Origin of the sequence: Mycolicibacter senuensis, from assembly GCF_003284925.1 — a bacterium.
Lineage (GTDB): Bacteria > Actinomycetota > Actinomycetes > Mycobacteriales > Mycobacteriaceae > Mycobacterium > Mycobacterium algericum_A.
The window spans coordinates 15,122-31,288 of sequence record NZ_QMEX01000022.1; the positions used below are offsets into that span (position 1 = coordinate 15,122).

Genomic DNA, 16,167 nt, shown 5'->3' on the forward strand with positions numbered 1-16,167 from the left:
CGCGTCATCGGCTGGGACGACCAGCGCACGCAGGACGGCTATGGCGTGCCTCCGCCGCTGGCGGCGTCATCGAGCAGCCAGCCCTTGGCGGCCAACCGCTCCCGCACCCGCTCCACATCTTCTTGGGCGGGCAGTTCGTTGGTGAGTCGGGCGATCAGCACCCCGATGTCGATGTGGTCGAATTCGCCCCGCCCGATCAGCTCGCCGGCGACGGCCTTGACCTCGTCGTTGGTCAGCCGCCGTGACAGCAGTGCCAGCAGCGGGATGTAGTCGGTCTGCGGGACACCGTCGGGATATCCGGCGCGCAGCCAGGCGACGATCGAGGTGAGAAATTTGTTCATCTCGCGTCACCTTTCCCGCGTCGCCGATCGAACATGTCCGCGACCGATATTACGGGTACCAAGCCAGGGAAGGCGGCGCGCGAGCCGGGCTACTGGGGCTTGGCTCCCAGCAGGTACCAACCGAAGTGATGACCCAGAAAGTCGCGGGCGACGAACAGCACCCCGACGACCGCCACGACCAACACCAGCAGGAAGATCGCCCAGCTGACCGCGATCAGCAGCGGCCGCCGGACGCCGACCTCGCCGGCGCCACCGTGGGCGGCGACATTGATTCGCGTGGCGACTGCGAACAGCGCGGGCAGCGCGGCGCCGACCAGCAGCCCGAAGACCAGAATCTTCAGGGTGGCGGCGTAGTTGAACCACTCGCTCATGAGCGGATGGTTTCGCGCGTGCTGGCGTCGCCGGCCGGGACGATGGTCAGCTGCGGCGCCTGGGGCCCGGTCTCGAATGCCGACCGCAGGGCCTGCTCGACCAGCGGGGCGTCCGCGGGAAGTGGCACATGGCTGGGCGCGGACAGGCCGCCGGTCAGGCTGCCCTCCCATTCGGCGTTGACGTTGTGGTGGTCGATGCGTGCTCGGCGCGACCGCAGCCAGATCGCCAGCACCACGGTGATCAGCAGCGTCACGCCGACGCCGATCCCGAGGTAGCCGCCGATGCCGTGCACGATGCCGTAGGCGCCTGCGCCGACACCGCCGGCCATCGGCAGCGTCACCAGCCACGCCGACACCATTCGTCCGGCGACACTCCAACGCACCTGGGCGCCCGGCTTACCGACACCGCTGCCCAGCACCGACCCGGTGGCGACCTGAGTGGTCGACAGCGAGTACCCGAAGTGGCTGGACAACAAGATGACCGAGGCGGCGGCCGACTCGGCGGCCATGCCCTGCGGCGGCTTGATCTCGACCAGGCCCTTGCCCAGCGTGCGGATGATGCGCCAGCCTCCGGTGTAGGTGCCGGCCGCCATCGCGAGCGCACAGCTGACGATCACCCACAGCGGCGGCAGCGTCGCCGACGTGCTGACCGCGCCGTAGGACATCAGGGCCAGGAAGATCACGCCCATGGTCTTCTGGGCGTCGTTGGTGCCGTGCGCCAACGACACCAACGCGGCCGAGCCGATCTGGCCGCGCTGAAACACCTTCTCGGACTTGCGCTCGTCGACGCCGCGGGTGATGCGGTACACCAGCCAGGTGCCGACGGAGGCGATCACGGTGGCGATCACGGTGGCCACCACGGCCGGAATCAGCACCTTGGACACCACGCCGCTCCAGATCACCCCGTGCGCGCCTACGGCGGCGATCATCGCACCCACGATGCCGCCGATCAGGGCGTGCGAGGAGCTGGACGGAATGCCCAGCAGCCAGGTCAGCAGGTTCCACACGATGCCGCCGACCAGGCCGGCGAAAACCAGTTCCAGGGTCACCAGGTGGGCGTCCACCAGTCCTTTGGCAATCGTCGCCGCCACCGCGGTCGACAGGAAGGCGCCGATCAGGTTCAGGCAGGCCGACATGGTGACGGCGGCCTTGGGCTTGAGCGCCCCGCTGGCGATCGACGTCGCCATGGCGTTGCCGGTGTCATGAAATCCGTTGGTGAAGTCGAAGCCGAGCGCCGTGATCACCACGATGATCAAAAGGAACAGATCAAGGCTCACCAGAGCATCACAGCGTCAATTCTGGCGGCCGCTTGGGTCGTTGTCGAACGTTCACGCTGGCGAAATGCGGGTGTACGCCGAGACGTTTCGAAGTGTTTGCCTGCCGTTAACCTTCGGATTCGGCGCGGTTGTCCTGGCGGGTGTCGCGGCGCAGCGGGTGATTGGCGGGCACCTCCACGAAAATCAGCGTGACGCCGTCGGGGTCGGTGACATGCATCTCATGCAGCCCCCACGGCTCCCGGCGTGCTTCGCGGGCGATCGGCACGCCCCGGCCCTCCAGTTCGGCCTGGGTGGCCGCGACGTCGCGCACCTGCAGCCACAGCGCGCCGGGAAACGACGCCCCCGGACGTTCCGGGCCGCCGTGACCGGCCAGCTCGATCAGTGACTGCCCGGCGTAGAACACCATCCCGGCGCCGTAATCACGCGCGATCGCCAGTCCGATCTCGTCGCGGTAGAACCGCAGCGAACGCTGGTAGTCGGCCGGTCGCAGCAGCACCCGGCTGGCTAGGACCTCCACGAGCTCTCCATGGCCTCGTGTCTATCACGTTCCGCGCTGCATCACCGTGGTCACCAGGCCCGGCGCCATCACGTCCAGTGCCCGGGCGGTCACCGCGATCCGCGGGGCGATCCGGACCGGCCGGCTGCGCGCCGCGGTGATCATCCACTCGGCGGCTTCGTGTGCGGTCAACGCCGGGCGGTTCCGGAAGGCCTTGGTCGGCGCGATCATCGGGGTGGCCACCAGCGGGTAGTACAGCGTGGTGGAATGCACGCCCTTTTGTGCCCATTCGGTTTCGATGACGCGGCTGACCGCCGACAGCGCGGTTTTGGAGGCGTTGTACACCGCGAACAACGGTGAGGCTTCGGTCATCACGCCCCAGGTGGCGACGTTGATGATGTGCCCGTCGCCGCGCTCGAACATGCCGGGGGCGATCGCGCGGATCAGCCGCAGCGGCGAGTAGTAGTTCAGCGTCATGGTCCGCTCGACGTCGTGCCAGCGGTCCAGGGATTCGGCCAGCGGCCGCCGGATGGAGCGGCCGGCGTTGTTGACCAGGATGTCCACCCCGCCCAGCCGCTGCTGTACGTCGGCGGCCAGCGCGTCCACGGCGTCCATGTCGGACAGGTCGCACGCGATGGCGGTCGCGTCGCCGCCGGCGGCGGTGATCCGCCCCGCGACCGCGTCGAGCAGATCCTTGCGTCGGGCCACCGCCACCACGGTGGCGCCGGCGTCGGCGAACAGTTCGGCGGCGGCCTCACCGATGCCCGACGACGCGCCGGTGAGCAGCACCCGCTTGCCGCTCAGGTCGACCGGTTTGGCCAGCGGCCGATACGCCAGCAGTTGCGGTGCGACGGGCGGGCGCATCGCGGCCAGGGTGACCGCCTCGGTCAGGCGGCGTAGGGGGCTCTTGCTCATGGATAGCCACTCTATGCGGGGCTCAGAACGCGCCGAAACTGTCGTTACCGTGAACGCCACTCGCACTTTTCCGCGCTAACTACAGCCTCGGCGAACCCCGCCCGCCCAGAACGAACCCCGCCCGCTCAGAAATAGCGGGGGAAGCGGCTCCAGTCGGGGTCGCGCTTCTCCAGGAACGAATCCCGGCCCTCCACGGCCTCGTCGGTCATGTAGGCCAGCCGGGTGGCCTCGCCGGCGAACAGTTGCTGACCCACCAGGCCGTCGTCGAGCAGGTTGAAGGCGAACTTCAGCATGCGCTGCGCCTGAGGGGATTTGCCGTTGATCTGACGCGCCCAGTCCACGCCGACGCTCTCCAGCTCGGCGTGGTCGACGACCTCGTTGACCGCACCCATGTGGTGCATCTGCTCAGCGGTGTAGGCCCGGCCCAGAAAGAAGATCTCCCGGGCGAATTTCTGGCCTACCTGGCGGGCCAGATACGCGCTGCCGTAGCCGCCGTCGAAGCTGCCGACGTCGGCGTCGGTCTGCTTGAACTTCGCGTGCTCGCGGCTGGCCAGCGTCAGGTCGCACACCACATGCAGGCTGTGCCCGCCGCCGGCGGCCCAGCCGTTGACCAGGGCGATCACCGGCTTGGGCATGAACCGGATCAGCCGCTGCACCTCCAGAATGTGCAGTCGCCCGGCGCGGGCGGCGTCGACGGTGTCCGCGGTCTCCCCGCTGGCGTACTGGTAGCCGCTGCGGCCGCGGATGCGCTGATCGCCACCGGAGCAGAACGCCCAGCCGCCGTCTTTGGCCGACGGCCCGTTGCCGGTCAGCAGCACCACCCCGACGTCCGGGGACATCCGGGCGTGATCGAGTACCTGATACAGCTCGTCGACGGTGTGGGGGCGAAACGCGTTGCGCACCTCGGGGCGATCGAACGCCACCCGCACCGTGGCGTCGGTGACGTGGCGGTGGTAGGTGATGTCGGTCAGGCCGTCGAAGCCGTCGACCGCTCGCCAGATGCTCTTGTCAAAGGGGTTGCTGCTCACGCCTGCGACGCTACCGGGGCGCTCCGCATCAGCCGCTACCCGATGGCCCGCTCGGCGCCTTCCCAGAACTGGGCGCGGACGGCCTTCTTGTCCGGCTTGCCCAGCGCGGTCACCGGCAGGGCGTCGACCACGATCACCCGCTTCGGCGATTGCACCGAGCCCTTGCGCTGCTTGACCGCGTCCTGGATCTCGGCGGTCATCGCCGCGATCGCCTCATCGTCGCGGGGCGCCTCGGGACGCAACACCACCACCGCGGTCACCGCCTCGCCCCACTTGTCGTCCGGAGTGCCGATGACACACACCTGCGCCACCGCGGCGTGCTCGGCCACCACGTCCTCGACTTCGCGGGGGAACACGTTGAAGCCGCCGGTGACGATCATGTCCTTGACCCGGTCGACGATGAACCAGAAGCCGTCCTCGTCCTCGCGGGCCATGTCGCCGGTGTGCATCCAGCCGTCCCGGAACGTCTCCGCGGTCGCCTCCGGCAGATTCCAGTACCCGCCGGACAGCAGCGGCCCGCCGACGCAGATCTCGCCGACCTCGCCCTGGGGCACCGGTTGGCCGTCCGCGCCCAGCAGGGCGGTGCGCGCGAACAGCGTCGGGCGCCCGCAGGAGGTGAGCCGCTTCTCGTCGTGGTCACCCTTGGCCAGGTAGGTGATCACCATCGGGGCTTCGGACTGGCCGTAGTACTGGGCGAAGATCGGCCCGAACCGCTCGATCGCCTCGGCCAGCCGCACCGGGTTGATCGCCGACGCGCCGTAGTACACCGTCTCCAGCGACGACAGATCCCGGGTGCGTGAATCCGGGTGGTCCATCAGCGCATACAGCATCGACGGCACCAGCATCGTCGCGGTGATCCGCTGTTCCTCAATGGTTTTCAGGATCTCGGCGGGATCGAACTTCGCCGCCACCACCATCTGGCCGCCCTTGATCAGCGTCGGGGCGAAAAACGCCGCCCCGGCATGCGACAGCGGGGTGCACATCAGAAACTTCGGATTGGCGGGCCACTCCCACTCGGCCAGCTGAATCTGGGTCATGGTGGTGATCGACTCCACGGTGCCGATCACGCCCTTGGGCTTCCCGGTCGTCCCACCGGTGTAGGTCAGCCCGCCGATGTGGTCGGGGGCCAGATCGGCGGCCACCAGTGGGCGCACCGGGTACTTCGCCGCCTCGGCGGACAGATCGCTCGCCACGTCGGCCAGTTCGGCGGGGACCGGTCCGATGGTCAAGATCTGGCGCAGCGACTCGACCTTCTCCAGCAGGCCCAGCGCGCGCTGCACGAACGCCGGATTCGGGTCGATGATCAGCGTGGAGATCCCGGCGTCGGCCAGCACGTAGGCGTGGTCGTCCAGCGAACCCAGCGGATGCAGCGCGGTACGCCGGTAGCCCATGGTCTGCCCGGCGCCGATGATCATCAGCACCTCGGGGCGGTTCAGCGACAGCAGCCCGACCGCGGTGCCGGTGCCGGCGCCCAGCGCCTCGAAGGCCTGGATGTACTGGCTGATCTTGTCGGCGAGTTCCCCGCCGGTCAGCGTGGTGTCGCCGAGGAACAGCACCGGGGTGTCGCGGTGGCGTTTCAGCGCGCCGGCCAGCAGGTGGCCCATGTGAACGGGATTGCGCAACGGTGGGTGGTCGTCCATCTGGCCAGACTAGAACGTGTTGTAATTCCGCCCGGCCGCGCCCACCGTAACCACGTCGATCATCGCCTCGAAGGCGGTGGCCATGCGGAGCGGACCGACGGTTGTCGTGCCGGGTCCCGGTGAGAGGGTTCCGCGCCAGTCCGCATGATCTGAGAACCTACCTCTATGCCCCCGCAAATCGAGGACATCCTCGACCGGTTGCACGTGGTGGCGCTGCCGATGCGCGTCAAATTCCGCGGCATCACCGTTCGCGAACTGGCGTTGATCGACGGCCCGGCCGGCTGGGGGGAGTTCGGGGCGTTCGCCGAGTACGAACCGCCTGAGGCCGCGCACTGGCTGGCCGCTGCCATCGAGGGTGCCTACCAGCAGCCGCCGCCGGCCCGCCGCGACCGCATCCCGATCAACGCCACCGTGCCCGCCGTGGCCGCCGAGCAGGTGCGCGAGGTGCTGGCACGGTTTCCCGGCGCCCACACCGCCAAGGTGAAGGTCGCCGAACCCGGCCAGTCGCTGGCCGACGACGTCGCCCGCGTGGCGGCGGTCCGTGCGCTGGTCCCCACCGTGCGGGTCGACGCCAACGGCGGCTGGAGCGTGGCGCAAGCCGTGCAGGCGGCAACGGCGCTGGGCCCCCTGGAGTACCTGGAACAACCCTGCGCCACCGTCGCCGAACTCGCCGAGCTGCGCCGCCGCATCGACGTCCCGATCGCGGCCGACGAGAGCATCCGCAAAGCTGATGACCCATTGGCCGTCGCCAAAGCCGGCGCCGCCGATATCGCGGTACTCAAAGTCGCTCCGCTGGGCGGGATTTCGGTGCTGCTGGCGATCGCCGACCAGATCGGCATCCCGGTGGTGATCTCCAGCGCGATCGACTCCGCGGTCGGCATCGCGGCCGGTCTGCATGCGGCGGCGGCACTGCCGGAGTTGCCGCACGCCTGCGGGCTGGGCACCGGGTCGCTGTTCGTCGAAGACATCGCCGAGACGCCGCCACAAACTGACGGCTACTTGCCGGTGCGGCCCGTCACCCCGGACCCGGCCCGGCTACACGCGCTGGCCGCCCCGGCGCGACGGCGGCAGTGGTGGATCGAGCGGATCAAGGCCTGCTACGTGCATTTAGGGTAGGCGCTTACTCTTGGCAGGCCGACGCTGGTGGAGCACAGTGCGCCAATGGCCGGATTCGGTGTGGGTGTCCAAGATCCCGTCATGGCCGCGCGCCCGGTCGTCGACACCCTCACCAGGGTCAACTACCTGAGTGCGGTGGCCGGCCGAGCCGACTCGCTCTGGGCGCCCGACCACCTCAACGCGCTGTTCCCGCGGGCGCTGTGGCAGCCCAAATACGTCGGCGTGACCAAGATCATGCCGTCGGTGGACGCCTACCTGGAGCCGTGGACCATGCTCGGGCACATCGCCGCCCGCAACCGCGTGGCCCGGCTGCGGCTGGGCACCTCGGTGACCGACACCGGCCGGCGCAATCCGGCGGTCACCGCCCAAGCCGCGGCGACCCTGCACCTGCTCACCCGGGGCCGGGCCATCCTCGGTATCGGCACCGGCGAGCGGGAGGGCAACGAACCCTACGGAGTGGAGTGGTCCAAGCCGGTCGCCCGGTTCGAAGAGGCCATCGCGACCATCCGGGCATTGTGGGATTCCGGTGGGGCACTGGTCAACCGGGACTCACCGTATTTCCCGTTGCGCAACGCGCTGTTCGACCTGCCGCCCTACCGCGGCACGTGGCCGCCGATCTGGATCGCCGCGCACGGGCCGCGCATGCTGCGCGCGGTGGGCCGCTACGGCGACGGCTTCTTGCCGGCCTCGCCGCACCAACCACACCAGTACGCGGAGCGGCTGGACGCCGTTCGTGCCGCGGCCTCGGATGCCGGACGCGATCCGCTGTCCATCGTCCCGGCGCTGTGGATCGGGGTGGTGACCGGCCGCAGCGCAGCCGAGGTGGACGAGGCGCTGGACTCGGAGATGATCAAGGCGTGGGTGCTGAACGCCAACGACGAGTTCTTCGCTCACCACGGAGCGCAGCACCCACTGGGGGTTGGCTTCGCCGGAGGGCAAGACCTGCTACCGCATGGCTGGGACGAGCAGACCGCACTCTCGCACATCAAAGGCATTACCCCGGAAATGGTTCGGGGCACGGCGTTGGTCGGTACTCCCGGCGAGATCATCGACCAGGTTGCGGTGTGGCGAGACTGCGGGGTGCGCTACATCGTGTTGGCGAATTTGAGTGCCCTGCAACGCAGCCTGCGCAGCGGCCTGACCGCCGTGGTCCCGTTCCACCGGATCGTCCGTGGCATCAAAAAGCTCTGAGGGCTCACACGCTGGGTAGCCGTGCGTCAATGCCGTTGGCGATCGTGACGGCCTCGTCGCCGACGTAGAGCTTGCACGCCAGCACATCGATCGCGATGTTGTTGGAGACTCGCAGCGCCCGTTGGCATGACCAGCCCGCGTTGTCGTCCTGGTGTTGGGTCATCCACACCGTGGAGTCGATGTCGACGACGGTGTCGAACGTCCACGGCGTCTCGGCGTCGTCGCCCTTGCTGGTCGTGAAGGACCGCTCGCCGCAGGGTGACCACCGCCGGGCGGTCGCGTCGAAGAAGCTCTGTGCGTCGTCGCGGCTCACGAACATCGTCACCGCCTGGATCACGAAGTGGTCCAGCGAGGATTCGGAGAGGGTCTGGATGAACGTCGCAGTCCACTCGCTGGCGGCGTAGACCGACTGCTCGACGGGCATCCACGCCGCCAGGCAGGAGCGGTCGGGGAACTGCCGGACGGAGTCGAACATCCGTGACCGGGAATCTTTGACCCGCATGTCGGCGGAGCCCATGATGTCGCTGACGGTGGAGGCCTCCAGCAGCAGATCCGGCAGCGCCGACGCCGCCACCGGCCGGGGCCCCTCGTGGTCGGCAGGCACAGCGAGGCCGACGGTGACCCTCGAGCAACCGGTCAGCAGGGCGCAGGCCAGCACCAGCCCTGATGCCATCCCCGCGGTCCCGCTCCGCATCACCGTCCCCAGCTGCGCAGTTGCTCCTGACACCTTAAGGTGTCGGCGGGTCGCGTACCTTCACACCGTGACCAACCTTGCTTACGACGACCGTAATCAGGATGGCGATCCGGTGCTGTTCATCGCCGGGCGTGGCGGCGCGGGACGCGGCTGGCACCTGCACCAGGTGCGCGACTTCCAACTCGCCCGCTACCGCCCGATCACCTTCGACAACCGCGGCATCGGCGCCACCGAGAACGCCTCGGGGTTCACCACCGCGACCATGGTGGCCGACACCGCGCAGCTGATCGAAACCCTCGACGTCGGCCCGGTGCGCATCGTCGCGGTGTCGATGGGCTCGTTCATCGCCCAGGAACTGATGCTGGCCCGCCCCGAACTGGTGAAATCCGCCGTGTTGATGGCCACCCGGGGCCGCCACGACCGCACCCGGGACTTCTTCTATCAAGCCGACGTGAAGCTCGCCGAGTCCGGAATCGACCTGCCCGCCGAATACGAAGCGAAAGTGCGGATGCTGGAAAGCTTTTCGCCGAAGACCCTCAGCGACGACGCCGCGATCAGGGACTGGATCGCGATGTTCACGATGTGGCCGGTCAAGAACACCCCGGGCCTGCGCTGCCAGCTGGACGTGGCGCCGCTGACCAACCGCCTTCCGGCCTACGCCAGCATCACCCAACCGGTGCTGGTGATCGGGTTCGGCGACGACGTCGTCACCCCGGCTCACCTGAGTCGCGAGGTCGCCGACGCCATCCCGGGGGCCCGCTACCTGGAGATTCCCGACGCCGGGCACCTCGGGTTCATCGAGCGACCCGACGAGGTCAACAAGGCGGCGCTGGAGTTCCTGACCGAGGTCGACGGCCGGCCCTTCCGCTGGACGCCCGCGCCCCCGACACACGACTAACCTCATAACAATGACCAACCCCTCGACGGCACAGGCCCGCATCGTCGTCGACGAGCTGATCCGCGGCGGTGTCCGCGACGTGGTGCTGTGCCCGGGGTCGCGCAACGCACCGCTGGCGTTCGCGCTGCACGACGCCGACCGGGCCGGCCGACTGCGGTTGCACGTCCGCATCGACGAGCGCACCGCCGGCTACCTGGCGATCGGGTTGGCGGTGGGCGGGGGCGCACCGGTGTGCGTGGCGATGACCTCGGGCACCGCGGTGGCCAATCTGGGGCCCGCGGTGGTGGAGGCCAACTACGCGCGGGTGCCGCTGATCGTGCTGTCCGCCAACCGGCCTTATGAGCTGCTGGGCACCGGCGCCAACCAGACCATGGAGCAGCTCGGCTACTTCGGCACCCAGGTACGCGCCACCATCAGCCTGGGGCTGGCCGAGGACGCGCCGGAGCGCATCGATGCCCTCAACGCCACCTGGCGCTCGGCGGTGTGCCGGGTGTTGGCCGCCGCCAACGGATCTCGCACCGCCAACGCGGGACCGGTGCAGTTCGACATCCCGCTGCGTGAGCCGCTGGTGCCCGAGGCTGACGATGGTGGGTCGGTGCTGCCCGGCCGCCGGGACGGCAGGCCGTGGACCTATACCCCGCCGGTCACCTTCGACCAGCCGTTGGACATCGACTTGACCCCCGACACCGTGGTGATCGCCGGACATGGCGCCGGGGCGCACCCGAACCTGGCGGCGCTGCCCACCGTCGCCGAACCGACAGCTCCGACGCCGCAGAATCCACTGCACCCGCTGGCGTTGCCGTTGCTGCGTCCGCAGCAGGTCATCATGGCCGGCCGGCCGACCCTGCACCGGCCGGTGTCGGCGTTGCTGGCCGATCCCTCGGTGCCGGTGTTCGCGCTGACCACCGGGCCGCGCTGGCCGGACGTGTCGGGAAACTCCCAGGCCACCGGCACCCGGGCCGTCACCACCGGGCAACCGGATGCGGCCTGGCTGCGCCGCTGCGCGGAGCTGAACGCCGGCGCCAACGCCGCCGTACGCGACCAGTTGGCCGCCCACCCGCTCACCACGGGCCTGCATGTGGCCGCCGCCGTCGTCGACGCGCTGCGGCCCGGTGATCAGCTGGTGCTGGGCGCCTCCAACCCGGTCCGCGACGCCGCGCTGGTGGGCTTCGCCGCCGACGGCGTGGCGGTGCGGTCCAACCGCGGGGTCGCCGGTATCGACGGCACGGTGTCCACCGCGATCGGCGCGGCGCTGGCCTTCGAACGCGGGTCCGATCCCGGCCGCACCATCGCCCTGATCGGGGATCTGACGTTCGTGCACGACAGCTCCGGGCTGCTGATCGGGCCCACCGAGCCGACGCCCCGGCAGCTGACCATCGTGGTCTCCAACGACAACGGCGGCGGCATCTTCGAGCTGCTGGAACAGGGCGATCCCCGGTTCGCCGACGTGTCGTCGCGGATCTTCGGCACCCCGCACGACGTCGACGTCGGCGCGTTGTGCCGCGCCTATCACGTCGAGTCCCGCCAGATCGAGGTCGGGGAGCTGGCCGCCGCACTGGCCGAACCCGCCGGCGGGATGCGGGTGCTCGAGGTCAAAGCCGACCGCTCCTCGCTGCGGGCGCTGCACGCCGCGATCAAGGCCGCGCTGTGAGATCGCCTCGCCTCACTTCGTTGAAGTCGTTGCTGCGCAGACTGATTCACGGCGAGGGCACCGTGCCGCGCAATAGCCCGGCTGGACGCCTGCTGCGCTGGTCGCGGATGGCGGTGCTGATCATGATGATCGTGGTCACCATGCAGTCGTTGTTGTTGGTGGCGGGGGCCTGGCGCAACGACATCGCCATCGAGCGTGACATGGGCGTGGCCGAGGCCGAGGTTCTCAACGCGGGTTTCCGCCGCTCCACCATCGAGTTCGTCACCCCGGAGCGAATCACCTACCGTCCCGAGCTCGGCGTGCTCTACCCGTCCGAACTGGCAACCGGGATGCGCATTTATGTCGAATACGACAAGAGCGACCCCGACCTGGTGCGGGTGCAGCACCGCACCGCGGTCCTGGCGATCATCCCCGCCGGCTCGATCGTGGTGATCGCCTTGCTGGTCGGCGCCGTGGCGCTGGCGGGGCTGGCCGTCGTCGAACGGCGGTTGGGGCGGTCGGCCCGCACACTCAACGCCGCCGACGCACCATGAACGCCCACCACTGACGCGCCCCGGGAGGGTGACGGCGCGTTGAGTGTGCACCCAGGGCGTTGATTGTGCGGGTCGCGCTAACGCTGTTCCACCAGACGGTCCAGCCAGCCGGCCTCATCGGTGTCGACGACCGTTCTGGTGCCAAGGTCGTAAACCGTGGGCGTGCCGGGACTCTCCGGATTGGCCGCCAGCAGTTGCACCCGGTTGAAGGCGTTCATCGAGGTGGGGTCGACCGCGAACTCCCCGGCCGCGATCCGGTCCACGACGTGGGCGGGCAGGCCGCTGTCCCGCGCGGTGGTCGCGATCTCCTCGAGGTTCGGGGTGCCGCCCTTGCGGTACAGCTCGTTGACGAACGTCTGGTAGGTCGACGCCGAGGTGGCCGGATCGGCGGCTGCCATCAGCGCGTTGCCGACCCGCGCGGAGGTGTCATTGCCGCGGCGGGCGTCCAGAAACGTCATCCAGCGGTAGGTCACCGCGACGTCGCTGGCCGCCAGGTGCCGGCTCAGCTCACCGCCGGAGTCCGCCACGAATTTCGCGCACTCGGAGCACTGCGGATCGCAGAACAGCTCCAGCTGCACGGGGGCGTCCGCTGATCCGGCGAGCACCCCGAAGTGATCGGGCGCCCGCGTCGTGCCGGGCGGTTCGGCCATCGCCGGAGCCGCCAACGCCACGCCGAACGTCACCAGTGCCACCAATGTGCCCAGCCAAGACCGCATTCCACGAACCCTATCGGAGGCGAGTAGCGTCGACCCGGTGAGCCGCGCCCACCTGGACAAAGATCCCCATGCCGTGGCGTCGATGTTCGACGGTGTCGCGCGCCGCTACGACCTGACCAACACGGTGATGTCGCTGGGCCGCGATCGTGCCTGGCGCCGGGCCACCCGCAAGGCGCTCGGACTGCGGCCCGGCGAGACGGTGCTGGACCTGGCCGCCGGCACCGCGGTGTCGACGGTCGAACTGGCGAAGTCGGGTGCGTGGTGTGTGGCCGCGGACTTCTCGGTCGCCATGCTGGCCGCCGGCCACAAACGCGACGTGCCCAAGGTGGCCGGGGATGCCACCAAACTGCCGTTCGGCGACGCGGTGTTTGACGCGGTGACGATCAGCTTCGGGCTGCGCAATGTCGTCGACCCCGTGGCGGGCCTGCGCGAGATGGCCCGGGTGACCAAACCCGGTGGGCGGCTGGTGGTCTGTGAGTTCTCCACCCCGACCGTGCCGGTGTTCGCCACCGCCTACAAGGAGTACCTGATGCGGGCGCTGCCGGGGGTGGCCCGCGCGGTGTCGTCCAATCCGGAGGCCTACGTCTATCTGGCCGAGTCGATTCGCGCCTGGCCGGATCAGGCCGCGCTGGCCGAGCAGATCGGGCAGGCGGGCTGGTCGGATGTCAACTGGCGCAACCTCACCGGCGGCATCGTCGCGCTGCACTCGGCGATCAAGCCCGGTTAATTCATTTCGCCGAGCAGACGTGAAGGCCCCCAAAACGCGCTCGATTTGGGGGGCCTACGCTGGGGGCACCTCCCGCGTGCGGGGGACTGCTCGCGCGTCAGGTCGCCGGGTCGAACCGGAAGACCGCGCAGCGGCCGGCGAGCGCTTCGACCTCCTCGGGGGTGCCGTGCGGCGCCAGGCCGGTGCGCTTCATGAAGCCCACACCGACCGGAACCTCGGAGTGAAACGCCCGTAGCACCGGGCGTGCCTCGGCGGCGGACAGTTCGACGATCTGCACCGGTCGCGTCTTGCGTCCGCGGGTCAACGTGCCCACTCGGGCGGCGCGGGCATTGCTCGCCCAGTCCGCACCGGGAAACGCCACGCCGTGCACGCTGCCGTTGACGGTGAACGGTGTCATCGGCGTGCTGCGCGGCCGGCCGGACTTGCGGCCCGGCACCGTCAGCACGGTGACCGGGCCGGCGGTGATGCCGAGCTTTTGCATCGCCACCATGACCTTGTTCATCGGCTTGAGCCAGCCGGGCAGCTTCCCCTCGGACATGGCATTCAGCCCAGGTGCGCCGAGAGCAGCCAGCCCGCCGCCGACTTGCGCCCATTGCCCTCGTCGCGCAGCGGAACGCCGCCGAAGCCGGGGAAGTCGTCGGGGAACACCGCGTGCAGCCGGGCCGGTTTGATCTCGTCGATCACCCAGTACTTCGACACGATGTCGCGCAGTTCGTCGTCGGTCACCGCGAACGGCGGGCCCTCCGGGACCGCGGCCTTGTCGAAGACCAGCACGAAGTACGACGCCCCCGGCGCGGCGGCGCGCACGATGGAACGCTGGTAGCCGTCGCGTGCCTCCACCGGGATGGAGTGGAACAGCGTGCTGTCGACGATGGTGCCGAACCGGCCGTCGTAGCCGGTGAAGTTGCTGATGTCGGCGACCTCGAAGGTGGCGTTGGTCAGACCGCGCTTGGCGGCCTCGGCGCGCGCCAGGTCGATGGCGGTCGGCGACAGGTCGATGCCAACGGTGGTGTGGCCCCGCTCGGCCATGTGCAGCGAGATGGCGGCCTCGCCGCAGCCGACGTCGAGGATGTCGCCGTGGAACTTGCCCTGCTCGATCAGGGTGGCCAGCTCGGGCTGAGGCTCCCCGATGCTCCACGGTGGTTTAGCGCCCAAGCCCATCTGCTCGGACTCGCCGCGGTAGGCGGCGTCGAACTGGAAATCCAGTGGTTCTTCGCTCATCACCCCGGTATATCAAGGCGCCTGATATATGTCAATGGTCCTGACATTGCGGCGAGCAGACACGTAGGCCCCCTAGATGGCGTGGTTCTAGGGGCCTTTGCGTCTGCTCGCGGGGGAAAACGGGCTAGGAGAATGGCCGGCGGCGGTCGATCAGCCGGGACAGCCGCCCCCCGCCGCGCCAGGCGCGCGCCACGAAGTCCGCGTCCTCATCGGTGACCAGGTTGGCCATCACCCGCACCGCCACCCGCATCAGCATCGTCGAGCGCATCGCCACCGGGCCGGTGGCCGGCAGGAACCGCGGGAACGTCAGCAGCAGCGCCAGCCGCCGGGCCACCGAGAACCCGCGGGCGTAGCGGGCGGCCAGCAACTCCGGCCAGGCATGGGTCAGATCCGGGCAGTCGAGCATCTCGGCCGCCAGCTGCCCGGTCTCCATCCCGTAGTCGATGCCCTCGCCGTTGAGCGGGTTGACGCACGCGGCGGCGTCACCGATCAGCATCCAGTTCGGCCCGGCGATCCCGGAGACCGCACCGCCCATCGGCAACAGTGCGCTGGCCGGCGCGCGCACCGGGCCCTCGAACCCCCACTCGTCGCGGCGCAGGTCGGCGTAGTAGGACATCAGCGGCCGCAACGCCACGTCGGCGGGCCGCTTGACGGTGGCCAGCGCGCCGACGCCGATGTTCACCTCGCCGTTGCCCAGCGGGAAGATCCACCCGTAGCCCGGCAGCACTGCGCCGTCGGGGGAGCGCAGCTCCAGGTGCGAGGTCAGCCAGGGTTCGTCGGCGCGCGGCGAAGCCAGGTATCCGCGCGCAGCCACGCCGTAGACCGTCTCCTGATGCCATTGCCGGCCCAGCACCCGGCCCAGTGTGGAGCGGGCCCCGTCGGCGACGATCAGCTGCCGGCAGCGCACCTCGGTGCCGTCGGCCAGCACCACCGAACGCACCCGCCCCGACGAATCGTGGTGGGCGCCGACGGCCTTGGCGCCCAACAGCATCCGCGCACCCGATTCCTCGGCCACCTTGCGGATGCGGTCGTCGAGCTCGGTGCGCGGCGCGGCGCTGCCGGTCGACGGGAACGACGGCCCTGGCCAGTCCACCTGCACGTCGCCGCCGAACCCCGACATCCGCAGGCCGCGGTGCCGGATGTGGCTGTCGAGCCAGTCGCCCAGGCCCAACAACTCGAGCTGCTCGACGGCCCTGGGGGTCAGCCCGTCGCCGCAGGGCTTGTCGCGGGGGAAGGTGGCCCGGTCGACCACCAGCACGTCCAGGCCAGCCCGCGCCGCCCAGGCGGCGGCCGCCGACCCCGACGGACCGGCACCCACGACCACCACATCAGCCTGCGAATTCACACTCACA

18 protein-coding genes are annotated in these 16,167 nt (G+C 69.6%); 6 read left to right on the top strand and 12 right to left on the bottom strand.

What is annotated here, in order from left to right; all coding sequences use genetic code 11:
* Positions 1-38: 38 nt before the first annotated feature.
* The 7 genes from DQP56_RS08530 to fadD8 form a co-directional block, all read right to left on the bottom strand.
* A complete protein-coding gene (locus DQP56_RS08530) occupies positions 39-341 on the bottom strand; it encodes a DUF3349 domain-containing protein (protein ID WP_112684521.1) in 303 nt (100 codons plus the stop codon).
* 89 nt (positions 342-430) lie between these two features.
* Positions 431-712, bottom strand: coding sequence for a hypothetical protein (locus DQP56_RS08535; RefSeq protein ID WP_112684522.1), 282 nt, complete (start codon positions 710-712; stop codon positions 431-433).
* Complete coding sequence (locus DQP56_RS08540) at positions 709-1,989, bottom strand: inorganic phosphate transporter (RefSeq protein ID WP_112684523.1); 1,281 nt, start codon at positions 1,987-1,989, stop codon at positions 709-711. The genes DQP56_RS08535 and DQP56_RS08540 overlap by 4 nt, the downstream gene beginning before the upstream one ends.
* A gap of 106 nt (positions 1,990-2,095) precedes the next feature.
* Positions 2,096-2,506: a VOC family protein gene (locus tag DQP56_RS08545; RefSeq protein ID WP_112684524.1), complete on the bottom strand. Its 411-nt coding sequence runs from the start codon at positions 2,504-2,506 to the stop codon at positions 2,096-2,098.
* A 24-nt stretch (positions 2,507-2,530) separates the two neighbouring features.
* A complete protein-coding gene (locus DQP56_RS08550; protein WP_112684525.1) occupies positions 2,531-3,400 on the bottom strand; it encodes an SDR family oxidoreductase in 870 nt (289 codons plus the stop codon).
* Positions 3,401-3,525: 125 nt separating this feature from the next.
* Positions 3,526-4,428: a 1,4-dihydroxy-2-naphthoyl-CoA synthase gene (locus DQP56_RS08555; RefSeq protein ID WP_112684526.1), complete on the bottom strand. Its 903-nt coding sequence runs from the start codon at positions 4,426-4,428 to the stop codon at positions 3,526-3,528.
* 35 nt (positions 4,429-4,463) lie between these two features.
* The gene (gene fadD8, locus DQP56_RS08560; RefSeq protein ID WP_112684527.1) at positions 4,464-6,068 is read right to left on the bottom strand and encodes a fatty-acid--CoA ligase FadD8; all 1,605 of its coding nucleotides are present in this window, start codon (positions 6,066-6,068) and stop codon (positions 4,464-4,466) included.
* A gap of 165 nt (positions 6,069-6,233) precedes the next feature.
* Here fadD8 and DQP56_RS08565 point away from each other — a divergent pair, with 165 nt between their 5' ends.
* Both DQP56_RS08565 and DQP56_RS08570 read left to right on the top strand, forming a co-directional pair.
* Complete coding sequence (locus DQP56_RS08565) at positions 6,234-7,184, top strand: o-succinylbenzoate synthase (protein ID WP_112684528.1); 951 nt, start codon at positions 6,234-6,236, stop codon at positions 7,182-7,184.
* A 45-nt stretch (positions 7,185-7,229) separates the two neighbouring features.
* Positions 7,230-8,375, top strand: coding sequence for an LLM class flavin-dependent oxidoreductase (locus DQP56_RS08570; RefSeq protein WP_112684529.1), 1,146 nt, complete (start codon positions 7,230-7,232; stop codon positions 8,373-8,375).
* 4 nt (positions 8,376-8,379) lie between these two features.
* Here the strand turns inward: DQP56_RS08570 and DQP56_RS08575 are convergent, their stop codons facing one another.
* Positions 8,380-9,048, bottom strand: coding sequence for a sensor domain-containing protein (locus DQP56_RS08575; protein ID WP_112684530.1), 669 nt, complete (start codon positions 9,046-9,048; stop codon positions 8,380-8,382).
* An 88-nt stretch (positions 9,049-9,136) separates the two neighbouring features.
* On the opposite strand from DQP56_RS08575, the gene DQP56_RS08580 reads away from it, so the two are divergent.
* The 3 genes from DQP56_RS08580 to DQP56_RS08590 are packed head-to-tail and all read left to right on the top strand — an operon-like array spanning position 9,137 to position 12,151.
* Positions 9,137-9,967 (top strand): alpha/beta fold hydrolase, encoded by an 831-nt coding sequence (locus tag DQP56_RS08580; protein WP_112684531.1) that lies wholly within the window; start codon positions 9,137-9,139, stop codon positions 9,965-9,967.
* 10 nt (positions 9,968-9,977) lie between these two features.
* Positions 9,978-11,618: a 2-succinyl-5-enolpyruvyl-6-hydroxy-3-cyclohexene-1-carboxylic-acid synthase gene (gene menD / locus DQP56_RS08585; protein ID WP_112684532.1), complete on the top strand. Its 1,641-nt coding sequence runs from the start codon at positions 9,978-9,980 to the stop codon at positions 11,616-11,618.
* Entirely contained in the window at positions 11,615-12,151 is a 537-nt protein-coding gene (locus DQP56_RS08590) for a DUF3592 domain-containing protein (protein ID WP_112684533.1), read from the top strand. Before menD ends, DQP56_RS08590 begins: the two co-directional genes overlap by 4 nt.
* 77 nt (positions 12,152-12,228) lie before the next feature.
* Here DQP56_RS08590 and DQP56_RS08595 read toward each other — a convergent pair whose 3' ends face one another.
* Complete coding sequence (locus DQP56_RS08595; protein WP_112684534.1) at positions 12,229-12,867, bottom strand: DsbA family protein; 639 nt, start codon at positions 12,865-12,867, stop codon at positions 12,229-12,231.
* 37 nt (positions 12,868-12,904) lie between these two features.
* On the opposite strand from DQP56_RS08595, the gene DQP56_RS08600 reads away from it, so the two are divergent.
* Positions 12,905-13,594 (top strand): demethylmenaquinone methyltransferase, encoded by a 690-nt coding sequence (locus tag DQP56_RS08600; RefSeq protein WP_112684535.1) that lies wholly within the window; start codon positions 12,905-12,907, stop codon positions 13,592-13,594.
* 97 nt (positions 13,595-13,691) lie between these two features.
* Here DQP56_RS08600 and DQP56_RS08605 read toward each other — a convergent pair whose 3' ends face one another.
* From DQP56_RS08605 to menJ, 3 genes are all read right to left on the bottom strand, one after another.
* Positions 13,692-14,132: a nitroreductase/quinone reductase family protein gene (locus tag DQP56_RS08605; RefSeq protein WP_112684536.1), complete on the bottom strand. Its 441-nt coding sequence runs from the start codon at positions 14,130-14,132 to the stop codon at positions 13,692-13,694.
* A gap of 5 nt (positions 14,133-14,137) precedes the next feature.
* Complete coding sequence (locus DQP56_RS08610) at positions 14,138-14,815, bottom strand: class I SAM-dependent methyltransferase (protein WP_112684537.1); 678 nt, start codon at positions 14,813-14,815, stop codon at positions 14,138-14,140.
* Positions 14,816-14,939: 124 nt separating this feature from the next.
* Positions 14,940-16,166: a menaquinone reductase MenJ gene (menJ, locus tag DQP56_RS08615; RefSeq protein WP_112684538.1), complete on the bottom strand. Its 1,227-nt coding sequence runs from the start codon at positions 16,164-16,166 to the stop codon at positions 14,940-14,942.
* Between the last annotated feature and the right edge of the window lies 1 nt (position 16,167).